This is a genomic window from Bradyrhizobium sp. INPA03-11B (assembly GCF_040446015.1).
Classification (GTDB): Bacteria; Pseudomonadota; Alphaproteobacteria; order Rhizobiales; family Xanthobacteraceae; genus Bradyrhizobium; species Bradyrhizobium macuxiense_A.
In genome coordinates, this window is the sequence record NZ_JASGSR010000019.1 from 66,617 (window position 1) to 82,835 (window position 16,219).

16 protein-coding genes and 1 tRNA gene are annotated in these 16,219 nt (G+C 64.9%); 11 read left to right on the forward strand and 6 right to left on the reverse strand.

Translation table 11 applies throughout. The annotated features are described in order from the left end of the window. Positions 1–79: 79 nt before the first annotated feature. Entirely contained in the window at positions 80–694 is a 615-nt protein-coding gene (locus tag QMZ05_RS10550; protein WP_353700694.1) for a ribonuclease D, read from the reverse strand. Positions 695–1,061: 367 nt separating this feature from the next. Between QMZ05_RS10550 and QMZ05_RS10555 the strand changes: the two genes are divergently transcribed. Further along, positions 1,062–2,330, forward strand: a complete 1,269-nt coding sequence (locus QMZ05_RS10555; RefSeq protein ID WP_353700695.1) for an MFS transporter — start codon at positions 1,062–1,064, stop codon at positions 2,328–2,330. Between the two features lie 115 nt (positions 2,331–2,445). On the opposite strand, the gene QMZ05_RS10560 is transcribed toward QMZ05_RS10555, so the two are convergent. Next, positions 2,446–2,532 (reverse strand) — tRNA-Leu (locus QMZ05_RS10560). A 145-nt stretch (positions 2,533–2,677) separates the two neighbouring features. Between QMZ05_RS10560 and QMZ05_RS10565 the strand changes: the two genes are divergently transcribed. After that, entirely contained in the window at positions 2,678–3,646 is a 969-nt protein-coding gene (locus QMZ05_RS10565) for a complex I NDUFA9 subunit family protein (protein WP_353700696.1), read from the forward strand. A gap of 63 nt (positions 3,647–3,709) precedes the next feature. On the opposite strand, the gene QMZ05_RS10570 is transcribed toward QMZ05_RS10565, so the two are convergent. After that, positions 3,710–4,516, reverse strand: coding sequence for an undecaprenyl-diphosphate phosphatase (locus QMZ05_RS10570; protein ID WP_353700697.1), 807 nt, complete (start codon positions 4,514–4,516; stop codon positions 3,710–3,712). A 263-nt stretch (positions 4,517–4,779) separates the two neighbouring features. Here QMZ05_RS10570 and QMZ05_RS10575 point away from each other — a divergent pair, with 263 nt between their 5' ends. From QMZ05_RS10575 to QMZ05_RS10585, 3 genes are read left to right on the forward strand one after another with little or no spacing between them, the layout of a single operon-like run. After that, positions 4,780–5,472 carry a glutathione S-transferase family protein gene (locus QMZ05_RS10575; protein WP_024584298.1) on the forward strand — a complete coding sequence of 231 codons (693 nt, stop codon included), beginning with the start codon at positions 4,780–4,782 and terminating at the stop codon, positions 5,470–5,472. Continuing rightward, the gene (gene queG / locus QMZ05_RS10580; RefSeq protein ID WP_353700698.1) at positions 5,421–6,611 is read left to right on the forward strand and encodes a tRNA epoxyqueuosine(34) reductase QueG; all 1,191 of its coding nucleotides are present in this window, start codon (positions 5,421–5,423) and stop codon (positions 6,609–6,611) included. Before QMZ05_RS10575 ends, queG begins: the two co-directional genes overlap by 52 nt. Positions 6,612–6,645: 34 nt before the next feature. Next, positions 6,646–7,443: an acyl-CoA thioesterase domain-containing protein gene (locus tag QMZ05_RS10585; RefSeq protein ID WP_353700699.1), complete on the forward strand. Its 798-nt coding sequence runs from the start codon at positions 6,646–6,648 to the stop codon at positions 7,441–7,443. Between the two features lie 102 nt (positions 7,444–7,545). Here the strand turns inward: QMZ05_RS10585 and QMZ05_RS10590 are convergent, their stop codons facing one another. Together QMZ05_RS10590 and QMZ05_RS10595 are read right to left on the reverse strand one after the other, a co-directional pair. After that, a complete protein-coding gene (locus QMZ05_RS10590) occupies positions 7,546–8,016 on the reverse strand; it encodes a nuclear transport factor 2 family protein (RefSeq protein ID WP_353700700.1) in 471 nt (156 codons plus the stop codon). A gap of 185 nt (positions 8,017–8,201) precedes the next feature. Continuing rightward, positions 8,202–9,005 (reverse strand): alpha/beta hydrolase, encoded by an 804-nt coding sequence (locus tag QMZ05_RS10595; RefSeq protein ID WP_353700701.1) that lies wholly within the window; start codon positions 9,003–9,005, stop codon positions 8,202–8,204. Between the two features lie 227 nt (positions 9,006–9,232). On the opposite strand from QMZ05_RS10595, the gene infC reads away from it, so the two are divergent. From infC to rplT, 3 genes are all read left to right on the forward strand, one after another. Then, entirely contained in the window at positions 9,233–9,772 is a 540-nt protein-coding gene (gene infC / locus QMZ05_RS10600; RefSeq protein WP_024584293.1) for a translation initiation factor IF-3, read from the forward strand. A 430-nt stretch (positions 9,773–10,202) separates the two neighbouring features. Then, positions 10,203–10,403 carry a 50S ribosomal protein L35 gene (gene rpmI / locus QMZ05_RS10605; protein ID WP_008539890.1) on the forward strand — a complete coding sequence of 67 codons (201 nt, stop codon included), beginning with the start codon at positions 10,203–10,205 and terminating at the stop codon, positions 10,401–10,403. A gap of 73 nt (positions 10,404–10,476) precedes the next feature. Further along, positions 10,477–10,836 (forward strand): 50S ribosomal protein L20, encoded by a 360-nt coding sequence (gene rplT, locus QMZ05_RS10610; protein WP_018269297.1) that lies wholly within the window; start codon positions 10,477–10,479, stop codon positions 10,834–10,836. Between the two features lie 2 nt (positions 10,837–10,838). Here the strand turns inward: rplT and QMZ05_RS10615 are convergent, their stop codons facing one another. Next, positions 10,839–11,249 (reverse strand): hypothetical protein, encoded by a 411-nt coding sequence (locus QMZ05_RS10615; RefSeq protein WP_353700702.1) that lies wholly within the window; start codon positions 11,247–11,249, stop codon positions 10,839–10,841. A 193-nt stretch (positions 11,250–11,442) separates the two neighbouring features. Between QMZ05_RS10615 and pheS the strand changes: the two genes are divergently transcribed. The 3 genes from pheS to QMZ05_RS10630 all read left to right on the forward strand — a co-directional run bounded on the left by pheS (position 11,443) and on the right by QMZ05_RS10630 (position 16,203). Next, the gene (gene pheS, locus QMZ05_RS10620) at positions 11,443–12,525 is read left to right on the forward strand and encodes a phenylalanine--tRNA ligase subunit alpha (protein WP_353700703.1); all 1,083 of its coding nucleotides are present in this window, start codon (positions 11,443–11,445) and stop codon (positions 12,523–12,525) included. Positions 12,526–12,805: 280 nt separating this feature from the next. Then, positions 12,806–15,214, forward strand: a complete 2,409-nt coding sequence (pheT, locus tag QMZ05_RS10625; RefSeq protein ID WP_353700704.1) for a phenylalanine--tRNA ligase subunit beta — start codon at positions 12,806–12,808, stop codon at positions 15,212–15,214. A gap of 212 nt (positions 15,215–15,426) precedes the next feature. After that, positions 15,427–16,203 (forward strand): sulfite exporter TauE/SafE family protein, encoded by a 777-nt coding sequence (locus QMZ05_RS10630; RefSeq protein ID WP_353700705.1) that lies wholly within the window; start codon positions 15,427–15,429, stop codon positions 16,201–16,203. Positions 16,204–16,219: the final 16 nt, after the last annotated feature.

Below are 16,219 nucleotides of genomic sequence, written 5' to 3' on the forward strand. Positions count from 1 at the left end.
CACGCGTGAACAGTTTGGCCGAAACGGGGCGGAAATGGCCCCGCAGCGACGAATTCGCGCCCAGCATGAACGGGCGGAATCATGAATGGGCGAAGATGTCCTCGGCCTCCCAGCCGTCGAGATCGAGCCTGGCGCGGGCGGGGAGGAAATCGAAGCACGCCTTGGCGAGATCAGTGCGTCCCTCGCGTGCCAGCATCACGTTCAACTTGTCGCGCAGCGCATGCAGGTGCAGCACGTCGGAGGCGGCATAGGCAAGCTGGGCCTCGCTCAGGCTTTGCGCGCCCCAATCGCTCGACTGCTGCTGCTTCGACAGCTCGACGTTCAGCACCTCGCGCACCAGATCCTTCAGGCCATGGCGGTCGGTGTAGGTGCGCGACAGGCGCGAGGCGATCTTGGTGCAATAGACCGGCGCCGGCATCACGCCGAAGGTGTTGTAGAGCACCGCGACGTCGAACCGCGCGAAATGGAAGATCTTGGTGATCGCAGGATTGGCGAGCAGCGCCTTCAGGTTCGGCGAATCGGTGTGCCCCTTCGGAATCTGGATCACGTCGGCGGTGCCGTCGCCGTTCGACATCTGCACTACACAGAGCCGGTCGCGATGCGGATGCAGCCCCATGGTCTCGGTGTCGATCGCAACGGAATCGGTGTAGCGGGTGAGATCGGGCAGATCGCCGCGATGCAGGCGGATGGTCATGAATGAAGGCCTCGGGTCTCGGATCGATTCGACAGGCGACACTAGCCCCCAAACGTCGGGGATGCGAGCGGATAGGCCGTCTCCTAGCCGTCCAGGTGCGGGTTTTCCGCCCGGCTGCTGCCATATCCCGAGACGGCGGCCCGACATCGCGCGAACTCTGTTGCATTTGGATCACGCTGCAATTCAAACGATCAGACATGGGATGATCGGACGCCGCGCGATCCCCATATGAATGACGGGAAATTTTGCGGTTTCCGATCACACTTCCGCGCAATTTTTTGCGTTTCGGCGCCGATGAAATCCGCGAGCGGTGACCCTATCTCTGCGCAGCCGCTCGCGCCCCTTTGCATCATCACGAATGAGTCCTATGTCGGAACAGACCATCGCCGCGCCGATCGACGACGAGCCGCAGGTACGCGGCTTTACGCGCTATCAATCCTTCCTGATCGCGCTGCTTGCCTTCACGCAGTTCACCCTGATCCTCGACTTCATCATCATGTCGCCGCTCGGCGCCATCCTGATGCCCTCGCTCAACATCACGGCCGGGCAGTTCGGTGTCGCGGTCTCCGCATATGCCTTCGCCGCCGGCATTTCCGGCATCCTCGCCGCCGGCTTTGCCGATCGCTTCGACCGCAAGCGGCTGCTGCTGTTCTTCTATGTCGGCTTCATGCTCGGCACCGTGCTCTGCGCGCTGGCGCAGAATTTCCACGTGCTGCTGCTCGGCCGCATCGTCACCGGCCTGTTCGGCGGCGTGATCGGCTCCGTCGTGCTCGCCATCGTCACCGACCTGTTTCCGCTGCAACAGCGCGGCCGCGCGATGGGCGTGCTGCAGACCGCATTCGCCGCGAGCCAGGTGCTCGGCGTGCCGGCCGGACTCTTCCTTGCCAATCACTGGAACTGGCACATCTGCTTCGTCGCCATCGTCGGCCTGTCGATCGCGGCGATCGCTGCGGTTGCGCTGTTCATGGAGCCGGTCACCGCGCATCTCAAGCTACAGCACGACAGCAATCCGTTCCGCCATCTGATCGCGACCGTCGGCCAGCCGCGCTACACGCTGGCCTTCCTGGTGACGACGCTGCTGGCGACTGGCGGCTTCATGCTGATGCCGTTCGGCAGCGCCTTCACCGTGCACAATCTCGGCATCGACATCGCGCATCTGCCGACGATCTATCTGGTCTCCGGCCTGTTCAGCATCATCATGGGACCCTTGGTCGGCCGCGCCGCCGACAGGTTCGGCAAATATCCGACCTTTGCGTTCGGCTGCGTGGTGACCGTGATCATGGTGCTGACCTACACCAATCTCGGCCACGTCTCGCTACTGACCGCGATCGTGGTCAATGTGCTGATGTTCGTCGGCATCTTCTCGCGCATGATCCCGTCGCAGGCGCTGATGTCGGCGATCCCCGACGCCAGCCAGCGCGGATCGTTCAGCGCGGTCTCGGCCTCGGTGCAGCAACTCTCGGGCGGCCTAGGCTCGGTGGTCGCAGCCGCGATCGTCGCCGAGAATCCGGACGGCTCGCTGCTGCATTTCGACCGGATCGGCTACGTCGTCGTGGCGAGCTCGATGATCTCGATGATTGCGATGTATTTCGTGCAGAAGCCGATCGCGCGCCGCGCGGGGCGGCGGATCGTGTGAGAGCCGCGCTACTTCGCGAGCATGGGGCCGGAACGGCCTGAAGCGGCAGCGGGTGACGGCGTCGCCGCACCCACCCTGCGGATGCTGAGCGATTTCAATCGCTTATGAGAGGGGGTGGTGCCCAGGAAAGGACTCGAACCTTCACGGCCGTTAAGCCACTGGCACCTGAAGCCAGCGCGTCTACCAATTCCACCACCTGGGCGTGGGCGCGTTAGTAAGGTTCGGTTACGCGCTTGTCAAATTCACGAAACGAAAAATCGAATACCCTGTACATGGTGGGGTCGATGGCGTATCGCCAGATGGCTAACCCACGTCAAAAACTCTCGAATCCGGCAGGAATGGACCCCATGGCATCGAACCTGGACACCACAGTCACGGTCTTCGGCGGATCGGGTTTTCTGGGCCGGAACGTGGTCCGGGCGCTCTGCAAGCGCGATTACCGGGTCCGCGTCGCAGTGCGGCGGCCTGAACTGGCCGGCCATCTGCAGCCGCTCGGCCGCGTCGGGCAGATTCATGCGGTTCAGGCCAATGTGCGCTACCCGGCCTCGGTCGAGGCGGCGATGCGTGATTCGCAGATCGCCATCAACCTGGTCGGCATCCTGGCCGAGGGCGGCGGGCAGAGTTTTGACGCCGTGCAGGTGAAGGGCGCCGAGACCATCGCCAAGGCGGCAGCCGCGAACGGCGCCCGGATGGTCCATGTCTCGGCGATCGGCGCCGACGAGAATTCGACCTCTAGCTATTTCCGCGCCAAGGCGGATGGCGAGAAGGCGGTGCAGGCGGCCCTGCCGTCGGCCACCATCATGCGGCCGTCGCTGCTGTTCGGGCCGGAGGACGAATTCACCAACCGCTTCGCGGCGCTGGCGCGGATCTCGCCGGTGCTGCCGCTGGTCGGCGGCGGCGTCAACACGGTGCAGCCGGCCTATGTCGCCGACGTCGCGGACGCCGTGGCAGATGCGGTGGACGGCAAGGCGAAGGCAGGCAGCACGTATGAGCTCGGCGGCCCGGAAGTGCTGACCATGCGCGAGGTGATGCAGATCATCCTCAGGATCACCCAGCGCGACCGCATGCTGGCGCCGCTGCCCTTCGGCCTCGCCAAGCTGCAGTCGTATGTCCTGCAATTCGCGCCCGGCCCGTTCACGCTGACGCCGGACCAGGTCGCGATGCTGCGCGTGGACAATGTGGTGTCCGACGCCGCCAAGGCCGCCGGGTTGACGTTTGCGGGCCTCGGCATCACGCCGGATTCGATGGAAGCGGTCGCCCCGCAATATCTCTGGCGCTTCCGCGCGTCGGGGCAGTTCCAGAAGAAGAGCGCGTAAGCGCAAACCTCTCAGCCCGTCGTCCCGGCCAAGCGCAGCGCGAGCCGGGACGACGGAGAGAGGTTACCGTCCCATCGCCAGCGCGATCAGGCCGAGGGTGCCGACGATCACGCGCCACCAGGCAAAGAAGGTGAAGCCGCGGCGGGTGACGAAGTTGAGGAAGGCGCGCACCACGATCATCGCGGTGATGAACGACACCACGAAGCCGACCGCGATCACGCTGAGATTGTCTGACGTGAAGTCGGCGCGGTTCTTGTAGAAATCATAGACGAACGCGCCGACCATGGTCGGGATCGCGAGGAAGAACGAGAACTCCGCCGCCGAGCGCTTGTCGGCGCCGAGCAGCATCGCCGCGACGATGCTGGCGCCGGAGCGCGACACGCCGGGGATCATCGCCAGGCACTGCGCGACGCCGATCCAGAAATACATCAGCAGCGGAAACCGCGTCGCGTCGTCCTCGTACACTTTGAGATCGAGCTGATCGACCCAGAGCAGCACGGCGCCGCCGACGATCAGCGTGAAGCAGACCACCCACGGATTGAACAGGAATTCCTTGATGTATTTGCCGGCGATCAGGCCGATCACGACGGCCGGCAGGAACGCCACCAGCACGCCGATCACGAAGCGGCGGTCGTCGGGATTGGAGAACATGCCGAGCGCGACGCGCCACAATCTGGAGAAGTAGAGTACGAGAATCGCGAGGATCGCGCCGAGCTGGATCAGGATCGCAAAGCTCTTCCAGAAATTGCCTTCGCCGAGATTGAAGAAGCGCTCCGCGAGCAGCAGGTGCCCCGTCGAAGAGACCGGCAGGAACTCGGTGACGCCCTCGACGATGCCGAGAATCACCGCCCGCAGCATATCCGTCATCATGGTGTGGCCTGCCCTGTGTGGAAAACGGGATTCTTCTCGCTTATTCGCACATTGGCCGCAATCGCAAAAAATCGTCAAACAATGGGTTACCCGGCCGATTTGCTGAGCTATAGCGTTTTTGTGACCCGCACCATCTGCGGGGGTGGCTACCGGTTTGCGTGCTGACGCGACATAGAGACGAGCGGAACCGGCCGGGCCAAATCACACGGTCAGGTCGCACAGGTTGATGGTTTCTTAAGCGCCGCGAAACTACCAAGGGCTTCATGTATACGCTGTATCACCATCCGTTCTGTCCGCATTCGCGCTTCATTCGCCTCGTGCTCGGCGAGTATGGCCTCGATCTGCGCCTGGTGGAGGAACGGGTCTGGGAGCGGCGCGAGGCGTTTTTGGCGCTCAATCCAGCGGCGACCACGCCGGTGCTGATCGCCGAGGGTTTTCCGCCGATTCCGGGCGCGCCCATCATCGCCGAATATGTCGACGAAACGCACGGCCTCGATGCCGGCGAGCGGCGGCTGTTGCCGACGTCGTCGGCCGAGCGCGTCGAGGTGCGCCGGCTGATGGCGTGGTTCAACGAGAAATTCTTCGAGGAAGCCTCCAACCCGCTGGTGACCGAGCGGATCTACAAGCGCTTCATGAGCGAGGACAATGGCGGCGGCCCGCCGGCGCCTGACATCATGCGCGCCGCCAAGGTCAATGTGCGCTATCATCTGAGCTATATCGGCTGGCTGGCGAAGACGCGGAACTATCTCGCCGGCGACCGCCTGACCTACGCGGATCTCGCCGCCGCGGCGCATCTCTCGGCGATCGACTATCTGGGCGACGTGCCATGGAGCGAGGACGACGCGGCAAAGTCGTGGTACGCGCGGGTGAAGTCCCGCCCGTCGTTCCGCCCGCTGCTCAGCGAATGGCTGGCGGGGGTGCCGGCGTCGCGCACCTATGTGGACCTCGACTTCTGAACCATGCGGTCCGGCTCTCTCCCTCCGATCTCAAGGCCGCGCTTAAGCGCGAGGCGCGCGCGCTCGGCTTCAATGCGATCGGCTTCACCGATCCCGACGCGACCGGCGAGGCCGGAAAATATTTCCTCGAATTCCTCGGCTCCGGCGGCCATGGCGACATGGACTGGCTCGCGGCCAATCCGGAGCGCCGCGCCGACCCACGCGTGCTGTGGGGTGGCGTGCGCTCGATCATCATGCTCGGCGTCAATTACGGGCCCGACGATGATCCGCTGAAGCTCCTGGCGCGCCGGTCGCATGGCGCTATCTCGGTCTATGCGCAGGGCGACGACTATCACGACGTGATCAAGAAGCGGCTGAAGGTGCTGGCGCGCTGGCTCGCTGCCATGACCGGCGACGAGGTGAAGGTGTTCGTCGACACCGCGGCCGTGATGGAGAAGCCGCTGGCGCAGGCCGCGGGCATCGGCTGGCAAGGCAAGCACACCAATCTCGTGTCACGCGAATTCGGCTCGTGGCTGTTTCTCGGCGCGATCTATTCGGCGACCGAATTGCCGCGCGATGAGAGCGACACGGATCATTGCGGAAGCTGCCGCGCCTGCCAGGACATCTGCCCGACCGCGGCGTTTCCGGCACCCTACAAGCTCGATGCGCGGCGCTGCATCTCGTATCTGACGATCGAGAACAAGGGCCCGATCCCGCACGAATTCCGCAAAAGCATCGGCAACCGCATCTATGGCTGCGACGATTGCCTCGCGGTGTGCCCGTGGAACAAGTTCGCACAGGCGGGCCGCGAGCAGAAGCTTGCAGCACGCGATACATTGCGCGCGCCTGCGCTTGCCGATCTAGCACGGCTCGACGATGCTGCGTTTCGCGCGCTGTTCACGAAATCGCCGGTCAAGCGCATCGGCCGCGACCGCTTCATCCGCAATGTGCTGATCGCGATCGGCAATTCCGGCGATGCAAAGCTCGCCGGCGAAGCGCGGCGCTTGCTCGACGATGCGAGCCCGCTGGTGCGCGGCGCAGCAGTGTGGGCGCTGTCGCAACTGATCGCCCCCGATGCATTCGCGGCGCTGGCCTCACGGGCCGGCGGCGAGCCCGATCTCACCGTGCAGCAGGAGTGGCGCGCGGCGGCCGCCTCTTGATTTCATCGCGCCGTTCCCGTCATGGTCGCCCGCCATGACAAACCAGCCCTTCTTCACCAGGCACGGCGACGGCTTCATGCCGACATCGGTTGCCAACGGACCGTGGAGTCCGGAATCCCTGCACGGCCGCGTCGTGATCGGACTGCTCGCCTTCGTCATCGAGGAGCGCCACGGCTCCGACGATTTCGTCCCGGCGCGGCTGACGGTCGACATGTTCCGGCTGCCCAACATCACGACGCCGATCGAGGTGACGACCAGGCTGGTGCGCGATGGGCTCCGCATCAAGATGATCGAGGCCGAGTTTGTTTCCGGCGGCACCAGCATGGCGCGCGCCTCCTGTCAGCTGTTGCGCAGGACGGAAAATGCGCCGGGTAATGTCTGGTCGCCGGCGAACTGGCAGGTGCCGGCGCCCGCGGACATTCCGAAGCCGAGTGATCCCCGGCTCGGCATGAACGGCAAATGGGAGACGCGGCCGATCACAGGCCATATGGGCTCGCTCGGCGAGCGCCGGCTCTGGATGAGCGAGGTGCGCGAGCTCGTCGACGGCGTGAAGATGACGCCGTTCGTCCATGTCGCGACCGGCGCGGATTTCGCCAGTCCGTTCGCCAATGCCGGCGACCAGGGCCTCGGCTACATCAACAGCGACGTCACGATCTATCTGCACCGTCTGCCGGTGACCAACTGGATCGGCTTCGAGGTCGTCAACCATCACGCCACCGACGGCGTCGCAATCGGCGAATGCTGGCTCTATGACGAGAAGGGCCCGATCGGCACCTCGACCGTCGCGGCGCTCGCCCAGCGCAAGCCGATGACCAACCCGCCGCCGCCGTAGGACCTCACCGCCGTCATTGCGAGCGAAGCGAAGCAATCCATGCTTCCGCGAATGCGGACCTATGGATTGCTTCGTCGCTACGCTCCTCGCAATGACGGAGAATTAATCGGCCAAATGCCGCTGCATCTCCGGCCGCGCCCGTAGCGCTGTGCCCTGCTTGCCGACGATCTTGGCGATCCGCTCCGGCGCGAAGTTCAGGTCGACGAAGGCCGGCGCCGTGTTGGCGACCTCGTGGTAACAGGTGATCTTGCCGTCGCGCAGCCGCATGATCGCGACGCCTTCGAACATCGCACGCGCGCCCTTGGCTTCCGGCAGGGTCGAGCGGTAGCTGAACGTGTAGCGCGCGTAGAGCATCGTGCCGTCGCTGACGGGATCGTGCATCACCCAGCGGAAATCGGTCGCGGTCCGGTAGAACCAGTCGTCGATCATCTCGGCGATTTTGGCGTGGCCCTCGAACGCGCCGTAGAACACGTCGTGGTAGACGCCGTCCTCGGTGAACAGGCTTGCGAAGGCCTTGCCGTTGCGCTGTTCGACCGCGTCGCAGAACGCGCGCAGCATGCTCGTTGTGTCCATTGGCGTTTCTCCCGGTGCATGTGGCCCATCCTTCGAGGCTCGCTTGCGCTCGCACCTCCAGCGACAAAGGCAAAGCCTTTGCGCGGGATGACCTCACTATCCGTAGCCGTCACCCCCGCGCAACGCGAAGCGTTGTCGCTGGAGGTGGCCGCTTCTTCAGCGGCCCTCCAAGGGCGGCGGCGTGGTCAGATCTCCGCCACCGCGGCGATGATGCGCGCGATGTCCTGCGGCCGCGACAAGCGGTGGTCACCGTCCTGGATCATGGTCAGCACCACGTCCTCGGCCGGCAGCCGGTGCACCAGCGCGAAGGCGTGCTTCCACGGCACGTCGGGATCTTGCGCACCCTGCAGGATGCGCACCGGGCAGCCGACGTCGATCTTGCTGCCGAGCAGCAGGTGGTTGCGGCCCTCCTCGATCAGATTGCGGGTGATCGGATAGGGCGAGCCGTCGCCATATTCGGACGGACGCAGCCACAGGCCCTTGGTCTCGATCTCGGCGCGGATCTCGGGCGAGAAGCCCTTCCACATCAATTCCTCGGTGAAGTCGGGCGCCGGCGCGATCAGCACCAGGCCGGCGAGCTGTGCCTTTGCGTTGCCGCCAGCATTGCCCCGTCTGGCGATCTCGCGCGCGAGCAGCAGCGCCATCCAGCCGCCCATCGAGGAGCCGATCACGACCTGCGGCCCGCTGCAGAACTGCGAGAACACCGCAACGCTCTCCTCGAGCCAGCGGCCGATCGTGCCGTCGGCGAATTCGCCGCCGGATTCGCCGTGGCCGGAATAGTCGAACCGGACCGAGCTGCGGCCATGCTCGGCGGCCCATGCATCGAGCGCGATCGCCTTGGTGCCGGTCATGTCGGACTTGAAGCCGCCCAGCCAGAAAAGGCCGGGATTGGCGCCGGCACGGGCGCGCACCGCGATCCGGCGCGCCTCACGGCCCTCGCCGACCTCGATGAAGGCGGGTTCCTGTCCGGATGCGGCGGTTTGGCTCATGGTTCGGTCACTCGCGTGTCAGACATCTGCTTTTCAATCGTCGCGCGGCAGCGGTCAACGGCAGCGGGCACGCCTTGCGGAGCAGACGCGCCCGCTATATGTGCCGGGCGTGGCCAAAATGCCTCGCAATTGACGGTTTTGCCGCATAAAGAAGCGAGTTCGCTTGCCCGCCGCAGCGTCTTGCTTCAAAATATCCGCCTCCCTTTCACAACTTTGGAGAGTTACCCATTCGCCGTCCCAATAGAGCCCCGCCCACAGTCGCAAAAGACGGGCCGCGCACCAATGATGAGATTCGCAACGCGCAGATCCAGCTGATCGATGCCGATGGTGTCAACAAGGGCACCGTCGAAACCATGGTGGCCATCAAGATGGCCATGGAAGCCGGCATGGACCTCGTCGAGATTTCGCCGAACGTCAGTCCTCCGGTCTGCAAGATCATGGACTACGGCAAATACAAATATTCCGCGCAGAAGAAGGCCGCCGAAGCTCGCAAGAAGCAGAAGGTCGTCGAGATCAAGGAGATCAAGCTCCGCCCGATGATCGACGATCACGACTATGACGTGAAGATGCGTGCGATGCAGCGCTTCTTCGAGGAAGGCGACAAGGTCAAGATCACCTTGCGCTACCGCGGTCGTGAGATGGCGCACCAGGAGATCGGCACCAAGCTGCTGGACAAGGTGAAGGCCGACGTGGCCGAGTTCGCCAAGGTCGAGCAGGACGCGAAGTTCGAAGGCCGCCAGGTCGTGATGGTGCTGGCGCCGCGCTAATTCGAATTTGTCGCTTTGTTGAATGGAACGGCCCGTCAGGCGATCTGACGGGTTGTTTCGTTTTTCGTAGCCCGGATGGAGCCAACGGGTCGCGCGAATGCGCGCCCGATGACAGGCTCCGCGAAATCCGGGAACGGTGCATCCGCGGCCCGACCTGCCCCCGGATTGCGCTTCGCTTCATCCGGGCTACAGGCCAAGCACGGGCGCCCAGTTCCGGCCCCGATTTCCCGCTTCAAACGTTGCAAAACCGCCGATCCTCTGTCATAAGCCGGGCCTTCGCCGCCCGGCTGATCAAGGGCTGCCGTGGCGACGTCTAGTGCAGGTTCTTTCAATTCGGAAAAAACCTTAGCACTTTCAACGCTCTAACGAGCATTTTAGCCGGCCGGACGCCTCTCGGGGCGATTTTCGTGCTGTGCCACAGGAGAGCTAAATGCCCAAGTTGAAGACCAAGTCGGGCGCTAAAAAGCGCTTCAAGGTGACTGCCACTGGCAAAGTCATGCACGCCCAGCGCGGCAAGCGCCACGGCATGATCAAGCGGACGAAGAAGCAGATCCGTCAGCTCCGCGGCACCCGCGTGCTGTTCAAGACCGACGGCGACAACGTCAAGAAGTACTTCTTGCCGAACGCCTGATCGCGCTCATTCGCTTGAACCCTGCCGCGTCTGCGCGGCGCCCCGTCTCTTCTAGATCTCAAGGATTTCCGTCATGTCTCGCGTCAAACGCGGTGTGACCGCTCACGCCAAGCACAAGAAAGTCTACAAGGCCGCCAAGGGCTATTACGGCCGCCGCAAGAACACCATCCGCGTCGCCAAGCAGGCCGTCGAAAAGGCCGGCCAGTACGCCTTCCGCGACCGCAAGCGCAAGAAGCGCACCTTCCGCGCGCTCTGGATCCAGCGCATCAACGCCGCGGTCCGTCCGTTCGGCATGACCTACAGCGTGTTTATCAACGGCCTGTCCAAGTCGGGCGTCGTGGTCGACCGCAAGGTGCTGTCGGATCTCGCGATCCACGAGCCGGTGGCGTTCCAGGCGATCGCCGAGAAGGCCAAGGCCGCGCTGGCAGCCTGATCCTAGCGGGCTTTCGGGCCCGCTTTCAGCGCCTTCTGCGAAAAGCGCTGGGCGACGATCGCCCGGCAGAACGCTGTGAACGAGCGGTACATGGTGCCGCTTTCGTTGTCGTATTTGTGGTCACAGCGCTTGAGCTGGCCGGCATAGGCCTTCTTCTGCGACGCTCCGAGGCCGGACATGAAGTCCGCCTCGCATTTCTTCTCGACCACTTCGCCGAATTGGACGTCTCCGCTGGCGCCGTATTCGCACGCCTCGAAGACCTTCATGGCGCGGTTGCAGCTCGGCGCCTTCTCCAGCTCTGCGATGATGTCGTCCATCTGGGTCGATTTGGCGGGACACTCCTCGGTCGCGGCCTGCGCCGTTCCGAGCATCAACAGGACCGCTGGCACGGCCAGGCAAGATCGCAGCAACATCGCGTGGGCCTCCTTGAACTCCCCTTGGGTAGCTCGGCCTCCGCATCGGTTCAATGCGCCGGCCGCAAGCCCGAAATGACCGGCTTTTTGCTTGACGTTACGGCCTTCGGGCGGCGACAACCCAGCCGAATTTTGGCGCATGGTTCGGAAGCCGGCTCTTCCCGCCGGATCATGCTCAGCGCAGGAATTGACCGTGTCCGACCTCGCAACGCTCGAACAATCCATCCTCGACCAGATCGCCTCGGCCGCTGACGAAGCCGCCCTCGAGGCGGTGCGCGTCTCCGCCCTCGGCAAGAAGGGCTCGATCTCGGCCTTGCTCGCCACCCTCGGCAAGATGTCGCCGGAGGAGCGCAAGACCGAAGGCGCGAAGATCAACCTCGCCAAGGATGCGGTGACGCAGGCGCTCGCGGCCAGGCGCGACGTGCTGAAGGCGACCGCGCTCGATGCCCGGCTTGCCGCCGAGACCATCGACGTCACGCTGCCGCTGCGCGATGCGCCGGCGGAGACCGGCCGCATCCATCCGCTGAGCCAGGTGTTCGACGAGGTCAACACCATCTTCGCCGACATGGGGTTTGCAATCGCCGAAGGTCCCGACATCGAGACCGACGATTACAACTTCACCAAGCTGAACTTCCCCGAAGGCCATCCGGCGCGGGAGATGCACGACACCTTCTTCTTCAACCCGAAGCAGGACGGCTCGCGCATGCTGTTGCGCACCCACACCTCGCCGGTGCAGGTGCGCACGATGCTGACCCAGAAGCCGCCGATCCGCATCATCTGCCCGGGCCGCACCTATCGCATCGACTCCGATGCGACGCATACGCCGCAATTCCACCAGGTCGAAGGCCTCGTGATCGACAAGGGTTCGCATCTCGGCCACCTCAAATGGATCCTGCACGAGTTCTGCAAGGCATTCTTCGAGGTCGACCACATCAACATGCGGTTCCGGCCGTCGTTCTTCCCGTTCACCGAGCCGTCGCTCGAGGTCGACATCCAGTGCCGCCGCGACAAGGGCGAGATCCGCTTCGGCGAGGGCGAGGACTGGATGGAGATTCTCGGCTGCGGCATGGTGCACCCGAACGTGCTGCGTGCCTGCGGCATCGATCCCGACGTCTACCAGGGCTTCGCCTGGGGCATGGGCCTCGACCGCATCACGATGCTGAAATACGGCATCGCCGATCTGCGCCAGCTGTTCGAGAACGACATCCGTTGGCTCAACCACTACGGCTTCAAGCCGCTCGACATCCCGACCATCGCGGGGGGATTGAGTTCGTGAGTCTGGTTCTCCTTGACCCACGGCGCGCCCTCTCCGTTCCCTCCCCCCTTGCGGGGGAGGGTCAGGGAGAGGGGTGGCCGCGGGCGCTGAACGCAATCACTGGCAGGCAGACCGCCGTGAATCCTTTTTGCTTCGATGTTGCTGATGCAACCCGCGACACAACATCTTTCCGAGCAAGCGGCGTACCCCTCTCCCCAACCCTCCCCCGCAAGGGGGGAGGGAGCCCTGCCGCCGGCGCAAGTATCACAATAGACACCAACAAGAACCGAGGCATGCAGCCGTGAAGTTCACCCTCTCCTGGCTGAAGGAACATCTCGACACCGACGAGCCGCTCGACAAGCTGGCCGACAAGCTCACCATGATCGGGCTTGAGGTCGAGAACATCGAGGACAAGGCGAAGGCGCTTGCGCCGTTCACCATCGCGCGCGTGATCTCGGCCGAGCAGCATCCGAATGCCGACCGGCTGCGGGTCTGCATGGTCGACACCGGCGACGGCGGCGCGCCGGTGCAGGTGGTGTGCGGCGCGCCGAACGCGCGTGCGGGACTGGTCAGCGTGTTCTCGCCGCCCGGCACCTACATCCCCGGCAAGGACATCACGCTCGGCATCGGCACGATCCGCGGCGTCGAGAGCCGCGGCATGCTGTGCTCTGCGGCCGAACTGCAGATCTCGGAAGACCACGACGGCATCATGGAGCTGCCGGCCGACGCACCGCTCGGCAAGGGCTATGCCGACTGGGCCGGGCTCGGCGATCCCACCATCGAGATCAACTTGACGCCGAACCGGCAGGACTGCACCGGCGTGCACGGCATTGCGCGCGATCTGTCCGCGGCCGACATGGGCAAGTTCAAGGATCCCGGCATCAAGCCGATCAAGGGCGAATTCCCCTGCCCGGTCCAGGTGAAGGTGGAAGACGCCACGCTGTGCCCGGGCTTCGCGCTGCGGCTGGTACGCGGCGTCAAGAACGGCCCGTCGCCGGAGTGGCTGCAGAAGCGGCTGACCTCGATCGGCCTGCGGCCGATCAACGCGCTGGTCGACATCACCAACTTCATGACCTACGACCGCGCGCGTCCGCTGCACGTGTTCGACGCCAAGAAGGTGCAGGGCAACCTCACGGTCCGCCGCGCCAGGGACGGCGAGACGCTGCTCGCGCTCGACGGCCGCACCTACACGCTCGACAGCAATGTCTGCGTGATCGCGGATGAGCACGGCGTCGAATCGCTTGCCGGCATCATGGGCGGCGAGGCTTCGGGCTGCGACGACAACACGACCGACGTGCTGATCGAATCGGCGTTGTGGAACGAGATCAACATCGCGCAGACCGGCCGCAAGCTCGGCATCAATTCGGATGCGCGCTATCGGTTCGAGCGCGGTGTCGATCCGGCGTTCATGGTGCCCGGGCTCGAGCTCGCCACCAGACTGGTGCTGGATCTCTGCGGCGGCACGCCGTCCGAGAACGTCGTGGTCGGCAAGCAGTTCGGCGAGGATCGCGTCATCGACTTCCCGCTCACCGAAGTGAAGCGCCTTGCCGGCATCGAGGTGCCGCTGGTCGAGGTGAAGCTGATCCTGACCCGGCTCGGCTTCATGCTGGCCGGCACCGGCCCGGTCGTGAAGATCGCGATCCCCTCCTGGCGCACCGACGTGCAGGGCAAGGCCGACATCGTCGAGGAGATCGTGCGCATCGTCGGCGTCGACAAGGTGCCGATGACGCCGTTCGAGCGCGGCGAGGAGCCGCGCAAGCCGGTGCTGACGCCGATGCAGCTGCGCACCCGCCGCGCCAAGCGCGCGCTCGGCGTCCGCGGCATGGTGGAAGCCGTCACCTGGTCGTTCATCACCAATGACGCGGCAAAACTGTTCGGCGGCGGCCAGAGCGAGCTCGTGCTCGCCAACCCGATCGCGGCCGATCTCTCCGACATGCGGCCGAGCCTGCTGCCGGGCCTCGTCGCGGCCGCTCAGGCCAACATCAACCGCGGCACTCCCGACGTCGCCCTGTTCGAGGTCGGCCAGGTGTTTCGCGGCGACAGGCCCGAGGACCAGTTCGTCGCTGCTTCGGGCGTGCGCCATGGCTACGCCTCGTCGAACGGGATCGGGCGGCACTGGACCGGCTCGGCTGCGGCGGATGCGATGGATGCCAAGGCCGACGCCTTCGCGGTGCTGGCGGCTGCCGGCGCACCGATGCAGGCGCTGCAGATCGTGCCGGGCGGCCCTGCCTGGCTGCATCCGGGGCGCTCCGGCACCATCCAGATCGGTCCGCAGAACGTGCTCGGCTATTTCGGCGAACTGCATCCGCGCGCGGCCGAGGCGCTCGGCGCCGACGGCCCGATGATCGTGTTCGAGGTGATCCTCGAGCGCATCCCGCAAGGCAAGCAGCGGGCGACGCGCGCCAAGCCGATGCTGGAGCTCTCGGCCTTCCAGCCGGTGTCGCGCGACTTCGCCTTCATCGTCGACCGCAACGTCAAGGCCGGCGACATCGTTCGCGCGGCGCAGAATGTCGACAAGAAGCTGATATCAGACGTGACCGTGTTCGACGTCTACGAAGGCAAGGGCATCGATCTCGACAAGAAGTCGATCGCGATCGCGGTGACCATCCAGCCGCGCGAGAAGACGATGACCGACCAGGAGATCGACGCGGTTGCGGCCAAGGTCGTCGCCGAGGTGACCAAGAAGACCGGCGGCACGCTGCGGGCGTGACGCCGCAAAATCGCGCGGAACGAACACCGTCACCCTGAGGAGCGCGCACTTGCGCGCGTCTCGAAGGGTCGACGGCCCGTCTGTGGCCGTGCATCCTTCGAGGCTCGCTCCGCTCGCACCTCAGGATGACGGGTCTGATAGAATTGCGGCCGCCTTGTCTTGCGACACGCCGGCATTCGTCGGATACCCAGTTGAACCCCTCTGCATCCCGCATGACCTCCTTCACCCTCATCCCGTCCGACATCTCGACCAGCATCGCGCTGGCGATCTGCGCGATCGCGTTCGTGTCGGGCACGGCGCGCGGCTTTTCCGGCTTCGGCTCGGCGCTGATCTTCATGCCGCTGGCGAGCAGCGTCGCGGCGCCGCGGCTGGTGGCGGCGCTGCTGCTGATCATCGACTTCGTCGCGGCCACGCCGTTGCTGCCGAACGCCTGGACACACGCCGATCGCAAGGCGACCGCCGTGATGGTCGCCGGCGCGCTGATCGGCGTTCCCATCGGCACCTATTTCCTGACCGTGCTCGAGCCGGTGACCACGCGCTGGATCATCTCCGGCTTCGTCGCGGCGTTGCTCGTGCTGCTGCTGTCGGGCTGGCGCTACCATGGCAAGGATCACGCCGCGCTCTCGATCGGCGTCGGCGGCCTCTCCGGCTTCTGCAGCGGTCTCGCGCAAACCGGCGGCCCGCCGATCGTCGCTTACTGGCTGGGGCGCCCCATCTCGTCGGTGATCTCACGCGCCAACATCGTGCTGTTCTTCGGCGCCTCGGATTTCTTCTCGCTGATCAGCTACTGGTTCACCGGACTGATCACGATCGAATCGGTCAAGTTCTCGCTGGTCGTAGGTCCGATCTACGGCATCGGCGTCTGGTACGGCGCCTCGCTGTTCGGCAAGGCGAGCGAGCAGGTGTTTCGCGCGATCTGCTACGCGCTGATCGCGGCGGCCGTCATCGCCGGCCTGCCGGCGCTTGATGGCATTTTGCGCGGCGGGTAGGGTCGGCAGAGCTCGG

Coding starts and splice junctions, on each gene's coding strand:
- QMZ05_RS10555 (WP_353700695.1), top strand. CDS start 1,062: ATGTCGGAACAGACCATCGCCGCGCCGATCGACGACGAGCCGCAGGTA.
- rpmI (WP_008539890.1), top strand. CDS start 10,203: ATGCCCAAGTTGAAGACCAAGTCGGGCGCTAAAAAGCGCTTCAAGGTG.
- QMZ05_RS10615 (WP_353700702.1), bottom strand. CDS start 11,249: ATGTTGCTGCGATCTTGCCTGGCCGTGCCAGCGGTCCTGTTGATGCTC.
- QMZ05_RS10595 (WP_353700701.1), bottom strand. CDS start 9,005: ATGAGCCAAACCGCCGCATCCGGACAGGAACCCGCCTTCATCGAGGTC.
- QMZ05_RS10565 (WP_353700696.1), top strand. CDS start 2,678: ATGGCATCGAACCTGGACACCACAGTCACGGTCTTCGGCGGATCGGGT.
- QMZ05_RS10570 (WP_353700697.1), bottom strand. CDS start 4,516: ATGATGACGGATATGCTGCGGGCGGTGATTCTCGGCATCGTCGAGGGC.
- QMZ05_RS10575 (WP_024584298.1), top strand. CDS start 4,780: ATGTATACGCTGTATCACCATCCGTTCTGTCCGCATTCGCGCTTCATT.
- QMZ05_RS10550 (WP_353700694.1), bottom strand. CDS start 694: ATGACCATCCGCCTGCATCGCGGCGATCTGCCCGATCTCACCCGCTAC.
- QMZ05_RS10590 (WP_353700700.1), bottom strand. CDS start 8,016: ATGGACACAACGAGCATGCTGCGCGCGTTCTGCGACGCGGTCGAACAG.
- queG (WP_353700698.1), top strand. CDS start 5,421: ATGGCTGGCGGGGGTGCCGGCGTCGCGCACCTATGTGGACCTCGACTT.
- QMZ05_RS10630 (WP_353700705.1), top strand. CDS start 15,427: ATGACCTCCTTCACCCTCATCCCGTCCGACATCTCGACCAGCATCGCG.
- QMZ05_RS10585 (WP_353700699.1), top strand. CDS start 6,646: ATGACAAACCAGCCCTTCTTCACCAGGCACGGCGACGGCTTCATGCCG.
- rplT (WP_018269297.1), top strand. CDS start 10,477: ATGTCTCGCGTCAAACGCGGTGTGACCGCTCACGCCAAGCACAAGAAA.